Origin of the sequence: Lacrimispora xylanolytica, from assembly GCF_026723765.1 — a bacterium.
GTDB classification, from domain to species: domain Bacteria; phylum Bacillota; class Clostridia; order Lachnospirales; family Lachnospiraceae; genus Lacrimispora; species Lacrimispora xylanolytica.
The window spans coordinates 4,188,204-4,206,362 of the sequence record NZ_CP113524.1 but is presented as its reverse complement, the minus strand read 5'-3'; the positions used below and the strand labels follow the sequence as shown (position 1 = coordinate 4,206,362).

The following is an 18,159-nucleotide window of genomic DNA, read 5'->3' as shown; positions in this document are numbered from 1 at the left end:
TATCAATAAAATGCTGTTTGCCAATGAATCATAGGGAAATAATAAAGAAATACATCTTCATTGATACAATGGTAGAAACTATGTATAATATATATTATTCCTATTACAAATAGAAAATTTACACGAATAACCTGGGAGGCGTTATGGGCATCAAAGTGGTAGCAATTGATAATTCGGAGGAATTATTAGATAAAATAACCAGAATTTTAAAAGAGATGAAAGAGGTCGAACTATTAGGCAGTTTCAGCGATGCTGTTACAGCCATGCAGTATATAAAGGAACATCCAGTACAACTGGTATTTTCTGACGTTGTGATGCCAGATATCAGCGGCATTACCTTAGCAGCCAAGCTTTATGAGCTGGCGAATCCGCCGGAGGTAGTTTTGCTTTCCGGAATCCCCGGTTTTTCTCTGGAAGCGTGGAAGATTAAGGCTTACGGGTTTATCATCAAACCTTATAAAAAGCCCCAGATTAAAAACATTGTGGATCAGTATATTGTGGAATATGGCATTGGAGAATAATCGTATTTCCTTTGTTTGTCTCTGCCAGGGTGGGTTTTCTTTTAATGGACGAACCCATTTTCCTATGTTATAATAAGGAAATAGTGAAAAAAGACCCTTTTTTCCATAAGGAGAAAGATATGAAAGAGAAGTTTAAAATAAGGGGGCAGCTGAGAGCCTATATGCAGTGGCCGCTTTATCTGAGTGCGCTTTGGATCATTGCGAATATGATCATAGGTGCAGTCAGTGCAAAGGCAGGGATCATCATGGCCCTGTTCACGCTTTTGTATACGGGGCTTGCAGTCTGGCTTTACGCTTACAGAAGGCAGCGTCTGCTTGGAGGCCTTGTGGAATTTTCCGCAGAATATTCCTGGATGCAGAAGAATTTTCTTACCGATCTGGAGCTTCCCTACGGAATCGCAGATGAGAATGGGCGTGTCTTATGGGGGAACGCGGCGCTTTCAGAAGTCCTGGGAGAGGAAAAGCCTCTTAAGGTAACAAGAAAGAACATAACCACCATATTTCCAGAGATAACAAAAGAAGCTCTTAAGCTGAGTAACGGAACAGCGGAACTTCATGCAACCTTAAATGACCGAAAATATAAGATTCATTTAAAGACAGTGACCATGGAAGGCTCTTCTCACGGAATCGGTCAGGCCGTGGATATGGATGCTGCGGGAGAGACCCTTGTAGCGGTCTATCTTTTTGATGAGACTGAGATCCTTACTTACAAGCAGATGGTCGATGACCAAAAGATGGTCGCAGGACTCATTTATCTGGATAATTATGAGGAAGCCTTAGAGAGCGTGGAAGAAGTCCGCCGCTCCCTTCTTACGGCGCTCATTGATCGTAAGATTACAAAGTACATTACCAACATGAATGGTATTGTGAAGAAGCTGGAAAAAGATAAGTATTTTATTGCCATTAAGCAGTCCTATATTCCGGAGCTGAAAGAAGGCCGCTTTTCCATTTTAGAAGAAGTAAAAGGCGTGAATATCGGCAATGAGATGGCAGTGACCTTAAGCATTGGACTTGGAATGAACGGGGACACGTATTACAAAAACTATGATTTTGCCAGAATCGCCATTGATATGGCCCTGGGCCGTGGCGGTGATCAGGCCGTTGTAAAGGATGGGGAGCGGATTCAGTTCTTTGGAGGCAAGGCACCTCAGGTAGAAAAGACCACCCGTGTCAAAGCCCGTGTCAAGGCTCATGCCTTAAGAGAGCTTATGGAAACCAAAGACAGGCTCTTAATCATGGGGCACCGGCTCACAGACGTAGACTCCTTTGGAGCCGCAGTTGGTATCTACCGTATTGCAACAGCCCTGAATAAAAAGGCTCACATCATTATTAATGAAGTAACCACTTCCGTTCGTCCCTTGCAGGACCGGTTTATTGGAAATCCCGATTATCCCGATGATTTGTTCCTCACCGGAGCAAAGGCAGCAGAGCTTGTGGACGCCAACACCATTTTGGTGGTTGTGGATGTAAACCGTCCCAGCATTACCGATGCCCCTGAGCTTTTACGCATGGTAAAGACCATTGTGGTTCTGGATCATCACAGACAAAGCAGTGAGATCATCGACAATGCAGTCTTATCCTATGTGGAGCCATACGCTTCCTCAGCCTGTGAGATGGTTGCGGAGGTGCTTCAGTATATTGCGGATGGAATTAAGATTAAGTCTGCAGAGGCAGACGCCCTGTATGCGGGAATCGTCATTGATACTCATAATTTCACCAATCAGACTGGAGTCAGAACCTTTGAAGCGGCGGCATTTCTTAAGAGAAACGGAGCTGATGTGGTCCGTGTGAGAAAGCTGTTTCGGGATGATCTTGATGATTACAAGGCAAAAGCAGAAGCAGTTCGTGAGGCAGAGATTTTTGAAAAATATTTTGCAATCAGTGTCTGCCCGTCGGAAGGAATTGGAAGCCCTACGGTCATTGGGGCTCAGGCGGCCAATGAGCTTCTTGATATAGCAGGCATTAAGGCATCCGTTGTAATGTCACATTATAACAATACGGTGTTTATGAGCGCCCGTTCCATTGACGAGGTAAATGTCCAGGTCATGATGGAAAAGCTGGGAGGCGGAGGCCACCGTACCATAGCAGGCGCACAGCTTGCGGATGTGACCATTGAAGAAGCAAAAACCCGCTTAAAAGCGGTTATCAAAGAGATGTTAGAGAAGGGAGACATATCATAATGGATATTGTATTATTAGAAGACGTAAAGGCATTAGGAAAAAAGGGACAAATCGTTAAGGTGAACGATGGATATGCTAGAAATTTCATTCTCCCAAAGAAGCTTGGAATCGAAGCAACTTCAAAGAACTTAAATGACTTAAAGCTTCAGAAGGCTAACGAAGCTAAGATCCAGGCAGAGCAGTTAGAGGCTGCCAAAGAGCTTGCAGCGAAGTTAGGAGAGCTTTCCATCACACTGTCTATCCGGGCAGGAGAGGGCGGAAGAGCGTTTGGTTCCGTTTCAGGCAAGGAGATATCCCAGGCCATTCAAACTCAGCTTGGACTTGATATTGATAAAAAGAAGCTGGTTCTTCCTGAGCCACTTAAGACCTTTGGCTCTCACGAAGTACCCATTAAGCTTCATAAAGAAGTAACTGCAAAACTGATTGTTAAGGTAATAGAAAGCTAGGAGGCAAAACCATGGATGACGCCCTGATCAAGCGGGTGCTCCCCCACAGCATAGAAGCAGAACAGTCTGTCATTGGTTCCATGTTGATGGACCGGGACGCCATTATCTCAGCTTCCGAGATCGTAACCGCAGGAGACTTTTATCAGCACCAGTATGGCATCATGTTTGAGGCCATGCTGGAGCTTTTTAATGAGAACCTGCCCGTGGATCTAGTAACTCTACAAAACCGGTTAAAGGAAAAGGATGTACCGCCTGAGGTATCCAGCCTGGAGTTCGTCCGGGAGATCATTACCACAGTACCTACCTCCGCCAATGTAAAGTCCTATGCTAATATTGTAAGGGATAAGGCGGTATTAAGGCGTCTCATTAAGGTCAATGAAGAGATTGCCAATACATGTTACGTAGGAAAAGAGCCACTGGAAACCATAATGGCTTATACGGAAAAGACCATCTTCAATCTGTTACAGAACCGTAATTCCGGGGAATTTGTTCCAATCCGGCAGGTTGCCATGAATGTACTGGAAAAGATCGAGGAAGCTTCGAAAAACCAGGGAACCGTTACAGGTATTCCTACTGGATTTATTGATTTAGATTATAAGACCTCAGGCCTGCAGCCCTCTGACTTCATCTTAATTGCGGCCCGTCCTTCCATGGGTAAGACTGCCTTCGTTTTGAACCTGGTAGACCATGTGGCGGTTAAGAAAGGCCTTCCAGCCATGGTATTCAGTCTGGAGATGTCAAAGGAGCAGCTGGTAAACCGTATGCTTGCCATGGAATCCAACGTAGACTCCCAGAAGCTAAGAACGGGAACCCTTTCCGATACGGACTGGGATGCCGTAGTAGAAGGAATCGGAGTCATTGGTAATTCCAAGCTGATCATCGACGATACCCCTGGAATCTCCATTATGGAGCTTCGTTCCAAGTGCCGGAAGATGAAGCTGGAATACGGTCTTAGTGTCGTCATCATCGACTACCTGCAGCTTATGAGCGGAAGCGGAAAAGGCGGAGATAACAGACAGCAGGAGATCTCAGAAATCTCCAGATCCTTAAAGGCCCTGGCAAGAGAGATGAACGCACCGGTTATCGCATTATCCCAGCTCAGCCGTGCCTGTGAGACCAGACAGGACCACAGGCCCATGCTATCTGACCTTCGAGAGTCAGGAGCCATCGAGCAGGATGCTGACGTTGTTATGTTCTTATACCGAGATGATTATTATAATAAGGATACAGATATGCCTAATATTGCAGAAGTCATCATTGCAAAGCAGAGAAACGGTCCTATTGGAACGGTAAATCTGGTCTGGAGACCAGAGTATACGAAGTTTGCAAACATGGCAAGACAATAAGCAGGGTAGAAAAAGGAGTGGAGGAACATCACCAAGTTTCAGTGATGTTCCCCCGCTCCTTTTTATGAGTTTTGAAGGTCGGTCTCATGGCTCTTATAGCTTCTACTTTGAGGAAGGGGTACCATCATGGGATACTTCCTTCATGTAAGCCTTGAATTCCTGGGCTATTTCCTTGTATTTAGTATGGTGAAGGTAATGAGTACCTTCCATGGGAATCACCTTACCATATTGGGATTGCTTCGCCTGTTCTTCGTGGAGAGGCAGCCACCAGGAATTATTTTCGTTATTGGACTGTACAAAAAGAAGCATTGGAAGATCGTGAGGGTAGGTAAGCGTTTCTCCGTTTTTAAAATTGGAGCCAAGGTGTTTTAATTCGTTGAGCATCGTTGGATTGCTGCTTACCTGATTGGATATGAGATTCATCTGTTCGCGGGAGTGTTCATCTAATGGAAGGTCTTCATTACGGTCGACCTCCAGCTTTTTGACCAATCTCATGAGGCCAGAACGCTTTATAAAGTCAAAGGTTCTTAAAGGCAGTTTAGCCTCCATGCCGGGCTGATTGGGAACGCTGCTGTCAATTCCAATAAAAGCCTGGACCTCGTCCCGGTAGTTGTTTACATAGGTGGCCCCATAGAGACCTGTGATGGAATGACCCATTAAAATGTAATGATCCAGCTTTAGCTGCTGTACCGCCTGGTGAATCTCACTAACGATATTCTCTGTTGTTCTTTCTTTGTCAGTTCCGTCGCTGAGTCCATAACCAAAGGGTTCTATGGCTACGACCCTGTAATCCGGCGACAATTCATCAATGAGCGGCTTAAAGTCCAGGACAGGAGATGGAGTGCCTTGTCCTGGGAGTAGGACGATGATCTGATCCCCATTCCCCTGTATGAAAACGTTCATCCTTTTGCCATCCACCTCTACAGATTGACCGTAAGGTTCGATTTTTTTCTTTTCCATGCGGTTACAGATTGCATTCACCACATAAGTGATAGCCAGAAACAATATGAGAACGATTACGATTCCTGCGATTATTCTTAATAACAGGCGCATCAGCTTACCGGGCCTATTTCCGGTGTTATCCTTTGTTTCTAATGTCTTTGCCATATTTATTTCTCCTGTCTATCTAACGTTAAAGCTATTTTATCACATGCATCAAGTCGTATAAAATAATATGTCCCCTTTGCACTGGTAATATGTAGCCCATAGAAGCAAGTATGAAAGAGAGAAGTACCATGATGTGAATATGAGGGAAAGAATGAACGTAATAAGCAATCCCAATGGTTTTTCATTAAAATATTGCCCAATATCCTAAAAAAATTTCATTCTATATTCATAATCCGTATGAAACCAGCATATGATATAAATAGTAAGGTTATGAAAACTTAGTGAACCAAAGGAGAGGATATAGCTATGGCTGAGATACATTACTTAATATCGGATGCATCGCGGAAAGTCGATGTGGAATCCCATGTCCTTCGATACTGGGAGGACGAGCTTCAATTAGACATTCCCAGAAATGAGATGGGGCACCGGTATTACACCGAGACCCACATCCGTTTATTCAGGCAGATCAAAGACTTGAAAGAAAAGGGATACCAGTTAAAAGCCATCAAAACAGCGCTTGATAAGGTCATTGAGGGAAGCGAAGATCCCATCATCCCCGATGATTTATTGGAGGGCCAGATCACCCAGGAATTAAAAGAGGGAAGCTTATCTGGTCAAGAGGGCGGGACAGTCCTGGACATACATAATACAGCGCCGGTTTCCATTGCCTCAGAAAAAATGGAGCAGTTCCAGGAGATCATGAACCACATTATTGGACGAGCCTTAGAGGTCAATAATGAACAGCTAAGTCAGGATGTAAGCTGTCTGGTCAATGATAAGGTCATTAAGGAAATGCAGTATCTAATGAGTTTAAAAGAAGAAAAAGAAGAAGAGCGTTACAAGCAATTGGACGAGCTTTTAAGAACGTATCAAAAAGACAACAAAGGCCGTGCCGAAGCAGCCGCTTCCAAGATTCCTTTTTTCAACCGCAAAAAAAAGTTCGGGAGAAACGGGAAAAAACTGTAACACCACACTACTTTCAGATAAAACAACAGGGATACCTGTTCAGGCAAAAATCCGCAGTTGCCACTGAAAGTGAGACTGCGGATTTTTCTGTAAGCTTATTCTTTTCTACATGCATCAACAAACGTCTGAAACATTCGTAACGCCACATCATCTTTTTCCCACAAATATTCCGGATGCCACTGAACACCCAAAAAGAAGGGGTAACCAGGCATTTCTATGGCTTCCACCAGCTGATCCGGGGACCATGCCGTTGCAATAAGACCAGGAGCTACCTCTCTGACTGCCTGGTGGTGCATGCTGTTCACCTTTAATTCCGATTTTCCTGCAATGGAAGAAAGGAGGCTGTCATCTGATAAAGTGACCGTATGGCTTGGCATGTTGTAATAAAATGGCTGGGAATGGGCAACGGGGAAGTCACGTTTCACCTGGGAAGGGATATCCTGCCAGATATCACCGCCAAGCCCGATGTTTAAAACCTGGATTCCCCGGCAGATGCCAAGCACCGGTTTTCCAAGGGCTAAAATCAGGGGAAGGAGAGTAAGCTCCATCTGATCCCGTTCCTTAGAAACATTGCCACAGCCTTCTCTGGTTTCTTCTCCAAATAAAAAAGGATGGACATCAGGTCCTCCTGCAAACAGGAAGCCGTCTAGTTCATCGGTAAGCTGCAATAAATCATCTTTGGAAGCTTCTAAGGGCATGACAACAGGAATGGCTCCTGCGGCCTTTAAGGCCCTTAAATAGGTGGGACGCATCTTAATATCGTGATTATCCGTATCGTGATAAGGCGTGAGACCAATCAGAGGTTTTCTCATATAGAAACATCCTTTCTCTCATGATAGAAGGAGATAAAAAGAAATAACAAAATGCCCCTTCCTTACGGAAGAGGCATTTATGTATTCATAAATTAAGCTTCGGAAATAGCTCCAGTTGGGCATACACCTTCACAAGCGCCGCAATCGATACAGGAATCAGCATCAATAACGAACATAGAGTCGCCCTGGCTGATAGCGCTTACTGGGCACTCGCCTTCACAGGTTCCGCAACTAACACAAGCATCACTAATAACACGTGCCATTATAAATTACCTCCTTATATTCTATACATTTTTCTATATTTTATACTATTAATAAAAATTAATCAAGTAGTAAACTATGCATTTCATGTATAATTTTAGGAGCAAAGTCAGTTAGTTTTGTCTAATCTTGCGGCTTTAATACCGCTGAGAATAATCTTCTTCGCCGCAACGGCATTCTCCTTAGACATAGGAGGAACATCCTTTAACGGATACTCCATTCCAAGGCTTTCATACTTCACCTTACCCATGTCATGATAGGGAAGAACATCAAGAGCTTTGACATTTGTCAGTTCTCCGATAAAACGGCCCAGGCGGTATAAATCCTCTTCCTGGTCCGTGAGACCCGGCACCACTACGTGCCGGACCCAAACGGGAACCTCTAACTCATCTAAGTACCGGGCAAAATCCAATATATTGTTGTTAGAATGTCCGGTTAATGGCTTGTGCTTTTCGTTATCGATGTGTTTGATGTCAAGCATGACAAGACTGGTGGATTTTAAGAGCCGTTCGATTTTAGAGAGAAGCACTTTGTCATCCCTTCGAAAGGTTACCCCTGAGGTATCCAGACAGGTATGAATGTCTTTCTTTCTGGCAGCTTCAAACAGCTCTGTTACGAACTCAAGCTGCATCATCGGCTCTCCACCGGTGGCAGTGATGCCGCCGCCCCGGTAAAAGTTCCGGGACGACTCATACTGCCTTAAAATTTCGTCTACTGTCATCTCAGTACCACCAGCCATCTTCCAGGTATCCGGATTGTGGCAGTACTGACAACGCATAGGACAGCCCTGTAAAAAGACTACTAAGCGTACGCCTGGCCCGTCAACGGTACCGAAGCTTTCAATGGAATGAATATGACCTGTCATGATTGATTCGCCTTCTTTACTTTAATTAGATATTGTCGTGGAATGTACGGGAGATAACTTCATCCTGCTGCTCTTTTGTCAGTTTGATAAAGTTTACTGCATAACCGGAAACACGAACAGTAAGCTGTGGGTAATTCTCTGGATGCTGCTGAGCGTCTAAAAGAGTTTCACGGGTAAAAACGTTAACATTTAAGTGATGACCGCCTTCTTCTACATAGCCATCTAATAAATTCACAAGATTGTCGATCTGGGATGTGCTGATATTTGCCATAGTGTTATCCTCCTTATGTGTTTGTACAAATGTGTTTGATTAGTCTTCCTGGTCCAGACCGAAGAAGAGCGTTGGCACTTTACATGCCTGATCGCCTTCTGCGCAGTCTGAGGAACTAGTTGTAGTAATTGTTTTTGCCATAGTCTTATCGGCATTTACGGTACCGTCTTTGTCGACACGGATGTTCATGTGTCCGCCATTACCTGTCATGAATTCATCAAGCATGGAGACGATATCGTCGATTTGTTTGTCTTTTGGATCTGCCATAGCAGTCACTCCTTATTTCTGGTCTTCGCTGAGTTCCAGTTCAAGGTCCAACTCTAAATCGCCGTGGAAGATCTGATCTTCCTTACCAAGAGCACCTGGAATGATGGAGAAGGTATTGGAGATACCATCCTGAGCATCTTTAAATGGAAGCTTTGCTACAGATGCAAGGGAAGCGACAGCACCGTGAGTATCTCTGTGGTGCATTGGGTTAGCACCTGGTGCGAATGCGTCACCTTTCTTACGTCCATCAGGAGTTGCTCCTGTGTTCTTACCATAAACTACGTTAGAGGTAATTGTCAAGATAGAGGTTGTAGGAATACCGTTTCTGTAAGTGTGGTTTTCCTTAATATAGGACATAAATGTGTGAACCAGATCATGAGCGATTTGGTCAACGCGGTCATCGTTGTTGCCGTATTTGGGGAAGTCACCTTCAATTTCATAATCAGTAACAACACCGTTCTCGTCGCGGATTGCTTTCACCTTTGCATACTTGATAGCAGAAAGGGAATCAGCTACTACGGAAAGTCCAGCGATACCGGTTGCGAACCAACGGGTTACTTCTCTATCATGAAGAGCCATCTGAATGCGCTCATAGCTGTATTTGTCATGCATAAAGTGAATGATGTTGAGTGTGTTTACATAAACAGAAGCAAGCCACTTCATCATCTGCTTGTAGGATTCTAATACTTCGTCGTACTCTAAATATTCAGAGGTAATCGGACGGTATTTTGGTCCTATCTGCTTTTTGGAGATCTCATCTACACCGCCGTTGATTGCGTATAAGAGACATTTTGCAAGGTTGGCACGGGCGCCGAAGAACTGCATCTCTTTACCAACTCTCATGGAAGATACACAGCAAGCGATGGCATAGTCATCACCGTGAGTAACTCTCATTAAGTCGTCGTTCTCATACTGGATAGATGAAGACTCGATGGAAGACTTAGCACAGAAGCGTTTGAAGCCTTCTGGAAGTCTTGTAGACCAGAGAACTGTTAAGTTTGGCTCTGGAGCGGTTCCTAATGTATTTAATGTGTGCAGATAACGGAAGGACATCTTTGTAACAAGGTGACGTCCGTCAATACCTACACCACCGATAGACTCAGTTACCCAGGTAGGATCTCCTGAGAATAACTCGTTGTATTCTGGTGTACGGGCAAATTTTACAAGACGAAGCTTCATAACGAAGTGGTCTACGAATTCCTGAATCTGCTCCTCTGTAAAGGTACCTTCCTCTAAGTCTCTCTGAGCGTATACATCGATGAATGTGGAGGTACGTCCAAGGGACATAGCAGCACCGTTCTGATCTTTAACAGCAGCCAGGTATGCCATGTAGGTCCACTGGATTGCTTCCTGTACGTTCTCAGCTGGTCTTGAAAGGTCGAAGCCGTAAATCTGACCAAGCTTCTTTAAATCTTTGAGAGCACGGATCTGCTCGGATAATTCCTCGCGGTCACGGATTACATCAGCGTACATAACAGAGCTTGTGGTATCTTTCTGATCTTCTTTATCCTGAATCAGGAAATCGATTCCGTAAAGAGCTACACGGCGGTAGTCACCGATGATACGTCCACGGCCGTAAGCATCTGGAAGTCCAGTGATGATATGGCTGGAACGGCAGTCACGCATTTCCTGTGTGTAAGCATCGAAAACACCTGCGTTGTGTGTTTTTCTATGTGTGGAGAAGAATTCCTTTACTTCTGGGTCAATGGTATAACCATTGTCTGCACAAGCCTTCTCTGCCATACGAATACCGCCGTAAGGCTGTAAGGAACGCTTAAATGGCTTATCTGTCTGGAATCCAACGATTTTCTCTTTGTCTTTGTTTAAATATCCTGGTCCATGGGAAGTAAGGGAAGAAATAACCTTAGTGTCCATATCAAGAACGCCGCCGGCTTCTCTTTCTTTTTTAGATAATTCAAGAACCTGCTCCCAAAGCTCTTTGGTTGCGGCAGTCGCTCCAACAAGGAAAGAGTCGTCACCGTCGTAAGGGGTATAGTTCTTCTGGATAAAGTCCCGGACGTTAACTTCACGTTCCCAAGCGCCGCCTTTAAAGGCTCTCCATTCTGGTCTCATAGTGTTGTACCTCCAAAATTCTTTATAAGTAATGTCAATAGATAAGTGCCGTCAAAGATAATATTTCATACAATCTTTGTATGAATATATTATATATGAATACTGTATACAATGTCAAGTATAACCTTATTATTGATAAAAATTTTTATAAATTGATAAAAGTGATTTTTATCTTGCTTATTATAGGAAAAAGTATTATATTATAATGACAATATGTACATTTTTAAAAGGAGGTATACGAGATGCAGATCGATAAAAATATGGTAATCGGCAATTTGCTTCAGATAGATGAATGCATAGCACCGATTTTAATGCGTGCAGGCATGCATTGCCTTGGATGCCCATCTTCTCAGGGAGAGTCTTTAGAGGAAGCGTGCATGGTTCATGGATTAGACTGTGACGTTTTAGTTTCCCAGATTAATGAAGTTCTGGCAGACAGATAAATATATATAAGGAGGCAGGTCGCTTTGATCTGCCTCCTTATTTTTTTTATATCGATATCTTTTTTTCTTCCCGGTAATGTCTGGGGCTGATTCCGTATTCCTGTTTGAAAATTTTTGAAAAGGTAAGGGGATTATCATATCCGATGCCGGTGGCGATCTCCTGAATGGACATAGAAGTGTCAGTAAGCTGCTTTGCGGCGATATTAAGCTTAAACCTCATCAGGTATTCTTTCGGTGAAACGTGAAGCTGTTTTTTAAATATAGATGTCAAATACGAACGGTTGATTCCAATATAATCTGCAATGTCCTGTACGGTAATATGTTCGTAATGAAGCTTTATATATTGAAGCGCATAATCAACATAGGTGTCGATGGAATAATCGTATTGCTTTTTACGGCTAGTCTTTAAAGAACTCTGCATCTCGATCAGGGAAGAGAGTATTTCATATAAATATCCTACCCGCCGGATTTCATTATAAAAAGTAAGCTGGTTTAAATCCAGAATCTTCTGAATCATGGGAAGATAAACCTGGCTTGGAATTTGGGAGTGAATGGCTGGTGAATCAGCAGATAGTCCGGCATAGCTTAAGTAAGCCTCTGCCATCTCTCCGTCAAAGGTGATCCACATATATTCCCAGGGATTTTCGTAGTTCGCGTGATAACGGATGGGGATTCCTTTTGGAATCAGGAAAATATCGTCGGTCTTTAAATCATACTGCTTTTCCCCAATAATAAGAGCACCTGTGCCTTCCAGCACAAAATGAAGATGATACTCATTGGGAATCTTATGATCGTAGGTATAGCCTGGGGGACACTTCTGGATTCCGCAGTGGACCAGGTATAAGTCATTGGTCTGCCGTTTGATATTTCTTAAACAGCGGAAACCTGCTACGTTGTTGTATGTGGTTTGTTTTTCCATCAATGAAATCCACCTCCATATAGAAAAAGACCCGTTCAGACAGCAGCTTTAAAACTGATATCTGATGGGTCTATTATACAGGAAGCCAATATGACATGCAAATATTATTTAACGCAAATGATCCATTAACGATACATTTTCATGTATTCCCCATGAGCTTTGATGAGCTCATCTACCATTGCCCGTATGTCCCTTATATTAAGCTCAGCACTGGTATGAGGATCCAGCATGGCCGCCTGATAGATCATGGAGACATCTCTGTTATGAGCAGCTTCTATAGTAAGAAGCTGAGGATTTATATTGGTCATATTCATGGCTGCCAGCTGGGTAGGAAGGCGGCCCACCCGGCATGGAGTGATTCCGCTTCCATCCACAAGACATGGAACCTCTACACAGGCATCCGAGGGAAGATTCTCAATGAGGCCGTGATTTAATACACTTGCACCGATCTTATAGGGCTGATTGGTTACAATTGCTTCCATAATATAAGAAGCGTATTCCAGGGAACGGGTGTGAGTGATTTCACCGTTATTTAATATAGAAGCTTTTTCCTCTTCCCAGCCTTTAATCTGTTTGATGCAGCGTCGGGGGTATTCATCGAGAGGAATCTGAAAATCTTCAATCATCTCCGGATACTTTGATTTAATGAAATATGGATTGTATTCCGCATTGTGCTCACTGGACTCGGTGCAGTAATATCCAAGGTGCTGTATGTATTCAAAGCGAACCATATCTTTATGCTTTTCTGTTTGATTCTTCTTTAATGCTTTTTCACGAATGACCGGATAAAGGTCGTTGCCGTCTCTGTCATTTAACTTTAACAGCCAGGCCATGTGATTGATTCCGGCAATCAGCTCGGTACGGCCCTCAAGCTTATCCTCCATATCAAGCTCCTTTAGTAAGGTTTCTGAGCATACCTGAACGCTGTGGCAGAGTCCGATGGTCTTAATGGAAGTATACTTTTGCATATAGCCAGTGAGAATGGCCATTGGATTGGTGTAGTTTAAGAAATAGGCGTTGGGACATACCTCTTCCATATCCTTTGCAAATTCTTCAAGAACCGGTATGGTTCTAAGTCCTCTCATAATTCCTCCGATTCCCAGGGTATCGGCTATGGTCTGCTTTAAGCCGTACTTCTTAGGAATATCAAAGTCAATGATGGTGCAGGGATCGTACCCGCCCACCTGGATGGCATTTACTACAAAGGTGGCATCACGAAGCGCTTCTTTTCTGTTTTCCACTCCAAGATATCCTCTTATATTAGCACGGCCCTGGTTTATATTTTTGTTGATTGCATTTAGAATCAGTTTGGAATCAGAAAGACGCTCCGAATCGATGTCATAGAGGGCAATTTGTGCATCCCAAAGCACAGGGGTGCACATGCAGTCACCCAGGACATTTCTTGCAAAAATGGTGCTTCCGGCCCCCATAAACGTTATCTTTACCATATGAATTCCTCCTTGTTTTTCATTGCAGCCCTGATGATGCTATTGTATAATTGCCATAGATAAAAAGATAGGAAGATTGTTTCCTATAATTGTTATTTTGTTGCATGGAGGTATGCTGAATGAATCAGACAGCCAGAGGACTTACCATCTATTTCTGCGGCCATGAATCCTGTGCACCAGGGCATTTTTTCGGTCCTGCCATACGGACCCATTATCTGCTGCATGTGATTCTTAAGGGGAAGGGAATTTACCGGACAGGAAGTAAAGAGTATTCATTAAAGGAAGGAGAGGGATTTTTAATTAAGCCTCAGGAGGTGACTTATTATGAAGCAGATCCGCTGGAACCCTGGGAATACGCCTGGGTATCTTTTGCCGGTGGGGATGGGGAGCGACTTTTAAGGGAGCATATACAGGAAGAGACCGGATATGTTTATGGGTTTGAGGAAGGAAATGAGTGGAAACGCTGCATGTCTAAGCTGGTGGAATTGTTTTTGGAAGGAGGGGATAGGCAGGATGCCATGACAGGGTATTTTTATCTCCTGTTTTCCATGCTTCCCAAAAGAAAGGAGGAGGGCGAATTTGAAGCCAGCTACTTACTAAGGGCAGAATCCTACATCCATCATAATTTCAGCTATTCCATACGGATTGAAGATGTGGCCCGACATGTGGGCATCGACAGAACCTACCTATATAAGCTTTTCATGAAGCATAAAAATATCTCTCCCAAGCAGTATTTAACGGCTTATCGAATTATGGAGGCAAAAAGACTGCTGGAGGATACGGAGCTGTCTATGACAGAAACAGGATTATCCTGTGGCTTTCATGATGCTTCTGTATTCTGCAGATGCTTTCAACAGGCAGAGGGGCAGTCCCCCTTACAATATCGGAAAGGAATCCGCACTGGCAGCCTGGGATATAACAAAATACCATAATTCAATCACAAAAATCCATGTTATTTATGCAAACTATATATTATAATAACACCATACAAAAGAAAAGTGCACAAAAAGTAATGGCATTAGTTAAAGAAAACATGTAAAATAGTCAAACAGGGAGGTAGCGTAATGAGACGTAAATGGGGATTTACAGCGGCATTTGCAGCAATTGCTGCAGCGGCACTTGTGGGATGTGCGAGCCAGCAGACAGGAAAAGAAGCTACGTCAGCCGGCAAAGAGGAGACAAAGCAGGCGGCGGAAACCACCAAGGCAGCAGAAAATACCGGTGGAGGCAAGACACTGACGGTTGCTATCTGGGATAAGAATCAGGAGCCGGGGTTAACAGAGATTATGAAGGACTTTACCCAGGCAACAGGAATTAAGACCCAGATACAGGTCACCCCATGGGAGCAGTACTGGACCATGTTGGAGGCAGGGGCTACCGGAGGTTCTCTTCCAGATGTATTCTGGATGCATTCCAATGAGATTGCCAAATATGCTCAATACGACATGCTCCTTGACTTGACAGACCGGATTAAGGACAGCAAGACCCTTGAGATGGATAAATTCCCAAAAGAAATCGTAGATATTTATAATTGGGAAGGGAAAAAGCAGTTTGCAGTTCCTAAGGACATAGATACCATTGCACTTTGGTACAACAAGACCATGTTTGATGAGGCTGGACTTTCCTATCCAGACGCAAGCTGGACCTGGGATACCTTTGCAGATGCAGCTAAAAAGCTGACAAAGTCAGATGGAAGTCAGTACGGCTTTGCCATTAACCCAACCAATGATCAGGCTGGCTGGTGTAATATTGTTTATGATATGGGCGGTTACGTCATCAGTGATGATAAGAAGTCCTCCGGCTTTGGCCAGGAAGGAACCATTAAAGGACTTACCTTCCTTACCGATTTAATGAAGGCAGGATATGCACCGCCATATGAAGTAATTGCTGAGAATAAAGAAGAAGCGTTGTTTGAAGCTGGTAAAGTGGCTATGATCACACAGGGATCCTGGATGCTTCCAGAGCTTTGCAACAATGATTATGTAAAATCAAACTGTGACATTGCAGTTCTTCCAAAGGATGCCGCTTCCGGAAGAAGAGCAACAATCTATAATGGTCTTGGCTGGGCAGCATCTGGCAATACCTCCATGCCGGAAGAAGCATGGAAGCTGATTGAATACATGGGCTCCAAGGACGCGCAGCAAAAGCAGTCTGACCTTGGAATCGTTATGTCTGCTTATGCAGGAACCACAGACAACTGGGTAAAATCCTATCCTTCCTTTAATTTAAAGGCTTATCTTGACATGATGGATGACCTTGTAATCCGTCCATACTCCAAATCAACCATGGCATGGACCAACATGATCCATGAAAAGCTGATTGATGCCTGGAACGGAAACAAGAGCACAGAGGAAGTATGTAAGGATATTGAAAAGGAAATGAATTCCATGCTGGCAAACGAATAGGTAAGGCAGGGGAGGCGATAAGGATTGCCTCCCCCTTTTAATCAGAGATGGGAGGGGTTACATGAACACAAAAAGAAAAGGATCCAGACGGGAGAGAAGTGAGTTTCTATGGGGGTGGATGTTTCTTCTGCCTACCATGGCGGGTCTGATGATCCTAAACATCATCCCGATTTTCCAAACCATTTATCAAAGCTTTTTTAAGACAGGGGCTTTTGGAAAGGGCAATATTTTTGTAGGCTTTCAAAATTATGAAAAGCTGTTCAGCGATCAAATGGTATGGCAGGCTCTGATCAATACTTGTAAATATGCTTTGGTGGAAGTGCCTTTTTCCATTGCAATTGCCCTTTTGCTGGCCGTCTTAATGGACGGAAAGATCCGTGGAAAGTCTGCATGGAGAACCATTTACTTTCTTCCCATGGTAGCTGCTCCGGCAGCGGTTGCCATGGTGTGGAGATGGCTTTATAATTCGGAATTTGGTCTCTTTAATCATTTGTTAAACAGTATGGGCTTATCCTCTGTCAACTGGATCTCAAATCCAAGCACTGCCTACATCTCAGTGGCTGTGGTAGGTATCTGGTCTATTCTCGGCTACAACATGGTACTCTTTATTGCCGGCTTAAAAGAAATTCCAAAGGATTATTATGAGGCCGCCCAGATTGACGGTGCAGGAGGTGTAAAGCAGTTTTTCTACGTGACCCTTCCTCTCATATCACCGACCATGTTCTTTGTCGCGGTGACAAGGATCATCGGTGCCATGCAGGTGTTTGACAGTATCTATATGATGATGGAAAAAAGCAATCCTGCTCTTGTAAAAACCCAGTCACTGGTGTATCTCTTCTATAAATATTCCTTCATTGAGGGAAATAAGGGATATGGTTCTTCCATTGTCATGCTTCTTTTAGTGGTCATCTTATTGATTACGGTCATTCAGATGTTCTGCCAGAAGAAGTGGGTTAATTACAGCTCATAGGAGGAGGAAAAAACATGGATAAGAGCAGAAAAGTAAGGGAAGGCCTTATTTACGTGATCCTCTTTATAGGGTCTGTGGTTATGCTGGTACCCTTTATATGGATGATATTAACCGCCTTTAAATCGGCATCTGAGGCAACTCAGATGAATCCGTTCATCATCTTTCCCAGTACCTGGAGAAAGGATGCTTTTTTGGCGGTCATGAGCAAGATGAATTTTTTACGGCTCTACTGGAATACCCTTGTTCTCATAGTAGGCAGAGTCGTATGTGCGGTGCTGACGGCTACCATGGCTGGATATGCCTTTGGACGCCTTCATTTCAAAGGAAAGAACCTGGCATTTTCCCTGGTTCTCTTTCAGATGATGGTACCCACCCAGATTTTCATCATTCCTCAGTATCTTATGGTAAGCCGCCTTGGCGCTCTTAATACCTGGTTTGGACTTCTCTTTCCAGGTCTTGTCACTGCCTTTGGCACCTTCCTTCTCCGTCAGGCCTATATGGGGCTTCCGGCATCCTTAGAGGAAGCTGCCAGATTAGACGGCTGTAACATCGGTCAGACCTTTCTACATGTGATGGCGCCCCTGACCAAGTCCTCCATGGTGGCTCTCGGTATCTTTACTGCCTTGTTTGCTTTTAAAGATCTGATGTGGCCCCTGGTAGTCAACACGGAGCAAAATACCATGCCATTATCAGCGGCACTGGCAAAGCTTCAGGGCCAGTTTGTAACAAACTATCCGGAATTGATGGCAGCGTCGTTGTTAGCCTGTATTCCCATGATTGTAATCTACCTCATATTTCAGAAGCAGTTCATTGATGGAATTGCAACATCCGGAGGAAAATTGTAAAAGGAGTATATACT

At 43.8% G+C, this 18,159-nt stretch carries 19 protein-coding genes; 10 read left to right on the top strand and 9 right to left on the bottom strand.

Annotated elements, in window-relative coordinates; translation table 11 throughout:
• Window positions 1-143 precede the first annotated feature (143 nt).
• The 4 genes from OW255_RS19380 to dnaB all read left to right on the top strand — a co-directional run bounded on the left by OW255_RS19380 (window position 144) and on the right by dnaB (window position 4,493).
• Window positions 144-521 carry a LytR/AlgR family response regulator transcription factor gene (locus tag OW255_RS19380; protein ID WP_268115048.1) on the top strand — a complete coding sequence of 126 codons (378 nt, stop codon included), beginning with the start codon at window positions 144-146 and terminating at the stop codon, window positions 519-521.
• Between the two features lie 119 nt (window positions 522-640).
• Entirely contained in the window at window positions 641-2,701 is a 2,061-nt protein-coding gene (locus tag OW255_RS19375; protein ID WP_024838150.1) for a DHH family phosphoesterase, read from the top strand.
• On the top strand, window positions 2,701-3,147 hold the full coding sequence (rplI, locus tag OW255_RS19370) for a 50S ribosomal protein L9 (protein ID WP_024838151.1): 447 nt from the start codon (window positions 2,701-2,703) through the stop codon (window positions 3,145-3,147). The genes OW255_RS19375 and rplI overlap by 1 nt, the downstream gene beginning before the upstream one ends.
• A gap of 11 nt (window positions 3,148-3,158) precedes the next feature.
• Window positions 3,159-4,493: a replicative DNA helicase gene (dnaB, locus tag OW255_RS19365; protein ID WP_024838152.1), complete on the top strand. Its 1,335-nt coding sequence runs from the start codon at window positions 3,159-3,161 to the stop codon at window positions 4,491-4,493.
• Window positions 4,494-4,595: 102 nt separating this feature from the next.
• On the opposite strand, the gene OW255_RS19360 is transcribed toward dnaB, so the two are convergent.
• Window positions 4,596-5,600 carry an alpha/beta fold hydrolase gene (locus tag OW255_RS19360; RefSeq protein ID WP_268115047.1) on the bottom strand — a complete coding sequence of 335 codons (1,005 nt, stop codon included), beginning with the start codon at window positions 5,598-5,600 and terminating at the stop codon, window positions 4,596-4,598.
• A 306-nt stretch (window positions 5,601-5,906) separates the two neighbouring features.
• On the opposite strand from OW255_RS19360, the gene OW255_RS19355 reads away from it, so the two are divergent.
• Window positions 5,907-6,566, top strand: a complete 660-nt coding sequence (locus OW255_RS19355) for a helix-turn-helix domain-containing protein (RefSeq protein ID WP_024838154.1) — start codon at window positions 5,907-5,909, stop codon at window positions 6,564-6,566.
• Window positions 6,567-6,661: 95 nt separating this feature from the next.
• On the opposite strand, the gene OW255_RS19350 is transcribed toward OW255_RS19355, so the two are convergent.
• The 6 genes from OW255_RS19350 to pflB form a co-directional block, all read right to left on the bottom strand.
• A complete protein-coding gene (locus OW255_RS19350) occupies window positions 6,662-7,378 on the bottom strand; it encodes a gamma-glutamyl-gamma-aminobutyrate hydrolase family protein (protein ID WP_268115046.1) in 717 nt (238 codons plus the stop codon).
• 92 nt (window positions 7,379-7,470) lie between these two features.
• Window positions 7,471-7,641, bottom strand: coding sequence for a DUF362 domain-containing protein (locus tag OW255_RS19345; RefSeq protein WP_024838156.1), 171 nt, complete (start codon window positions 7,639-7,641; stop codon window positions 7,471-7,473).
• Between the two features lie 107 nt (window positions 7,642-7,748).
• Window positions 7,749-8,504 (bottom strand): pyruvate formate-lyase-activating protein, encoded by a 756-nt coding sequence (gene pflA, locus OW255_RS19340; protein ID WP_268115045.1) that lies wholly within the window; start codon window positions 8,502-8,504, stop codon window positions 7,749-7,751.
• Window positions 8,505-8,529: 25 nt separating this feature from the next.
• A complete protein-coding gene (gene grcA3 / locus OW255_RS19335; RefSeq protein WP_024838158.1) occupies window positions 8,530-8,775 on the bottom strand; it encodes an autonomous glycyl radical cofactor GrcA3 in 246 nt (81 codons plus the stop codon).
• 39 nt (window positions 8,776-8,814) lie between these two features.
• Window positions 8,815-9,042 (bottom strand): hypothetical protein, encoded by a 228-nt coding sequence (locus tag OW255_RS19330; RefSeq protein ID WP_024838159.1) that lies wholly within the window; start codon window positions 9,040-9,042, stop codon window positions 8,815-8,817.
• A gap of 12 nt (window positions 9,043-9,054) precedes the next feature.
• The gene (pflB, locus tag OW255_RS19325; RefSeq protein WP_268115044.1) at window positions 9,055-11,115 is read right to left on the bottom strand and encodes a formate C-acetyltransferase; all 2,061 of its coding nucleotides are present in this window, start codon (window positions 11,113-11,115) and stop codon (window positions 9,055-9,057) included.
• Between the two features lie 242 nt (window positions 11,116-11,357).
• Here pflB and OW255_RS19320 point away from each other — a divergent pair, with 242 nt between their 5' ends.
• Complete coding sequence (locus tag OW255_RS19320; RefSeq protein ID WP_024838161.1) at window positions 11,358-11,558, top strand: DUF1858 domain-containing protein; 201 nt, start codon at window positions 11,358-11,360, stop codon at window positions 11,556-11,558.
• 46 nt (window positions 11,559-11,604) lie between these two features.
• Here OW255_RS19320 and OW255_RS19315 read toward each other — a convergent pair whose 3' ends face one another.
• Both OW255_RS19315 and melA read right to left on the bottom strand, forming a co-directional pair.
• Window positions 11,605-12,477 (bottom strand): AraC family transcriptional regulator, encoded by an 873-nt coding sequence (locus OW255_RS19315; RefSeq protein WP_024838162.1) that lies wholly within the window; start codon window positions 12,475-12,477, stop codon window positions 11,605-11,607.
• A gap of 125 nt (window positions 12,478-12,602) precedes the next feature.
• A complete protein-coding gene (gene melA, locus OW255_RS19310; RefSeq protein ID WP_268115043.1) occupies window positions 12,603-13,925 on the bottom strand; it encodes an alpha-glucosidase/alpha-galactosidase in 1,323 nt (440 codons plus the stop codon).
• 119 nt (window positions 13,926-14,044) lie between these two features.
• Here melA and OW255_RS19305 point away from each other — a divergent pair, with 119 nt between their 5' ends.
• The 4 genes from OW255_RS19305 (at window position 14,045) to OW255_RS19290 (ending at window position 18,145) form a co-directional block, all read left to right on the top strand.
• On the top strand, window positions 14,045-14,857 hold the full coding sequence (locus OW255_RS19305; RefSeq protein ID WP_024838164.1) for an AraC family transcriptional regulator: 813 nt from the start codon (window positions 14,045-14,047) through the stop codon (window positions 14,855-14,857).
• Between the two features lie 132 nt (window positions 14,858-14,989).
• Entirely contained in the window at window positions 14,990-16,330 is a 1,341-nt protein-coding gene (locus OW255_RS19300) for an ABC transporter substrate-binding protein (protein WP_024838165.1), read from the top strand.
• Window positions 16,331-16,391: 61 nt separating this feature from the next.
• Window positions 16,392-17,300, top strand: coding sequence for a carbohydrate ABC transporter permease (locus tag OW255_RS19295; RefSeq protein WP_268115042.1), 909 nt, complete (start codon window positions 16,392-16,394; stop codon window positions 17,298-17,300).
• A 14-nt stretch (window positions 17,301-17,314) separates the two neighbouring features.
• Window positions 17,315-18,145, top strand: a complete 831-nt coding sequence (locus OW255_RS19290) for a carbohydrate ABC transporter permease (protein ID WP_024838167.1) — start codon at window positions 17,315-17,317, stop codon at window positions 18,143-18,145.
• Window positions 18,146-18,159: the final 14 nt, after the last annotated feature.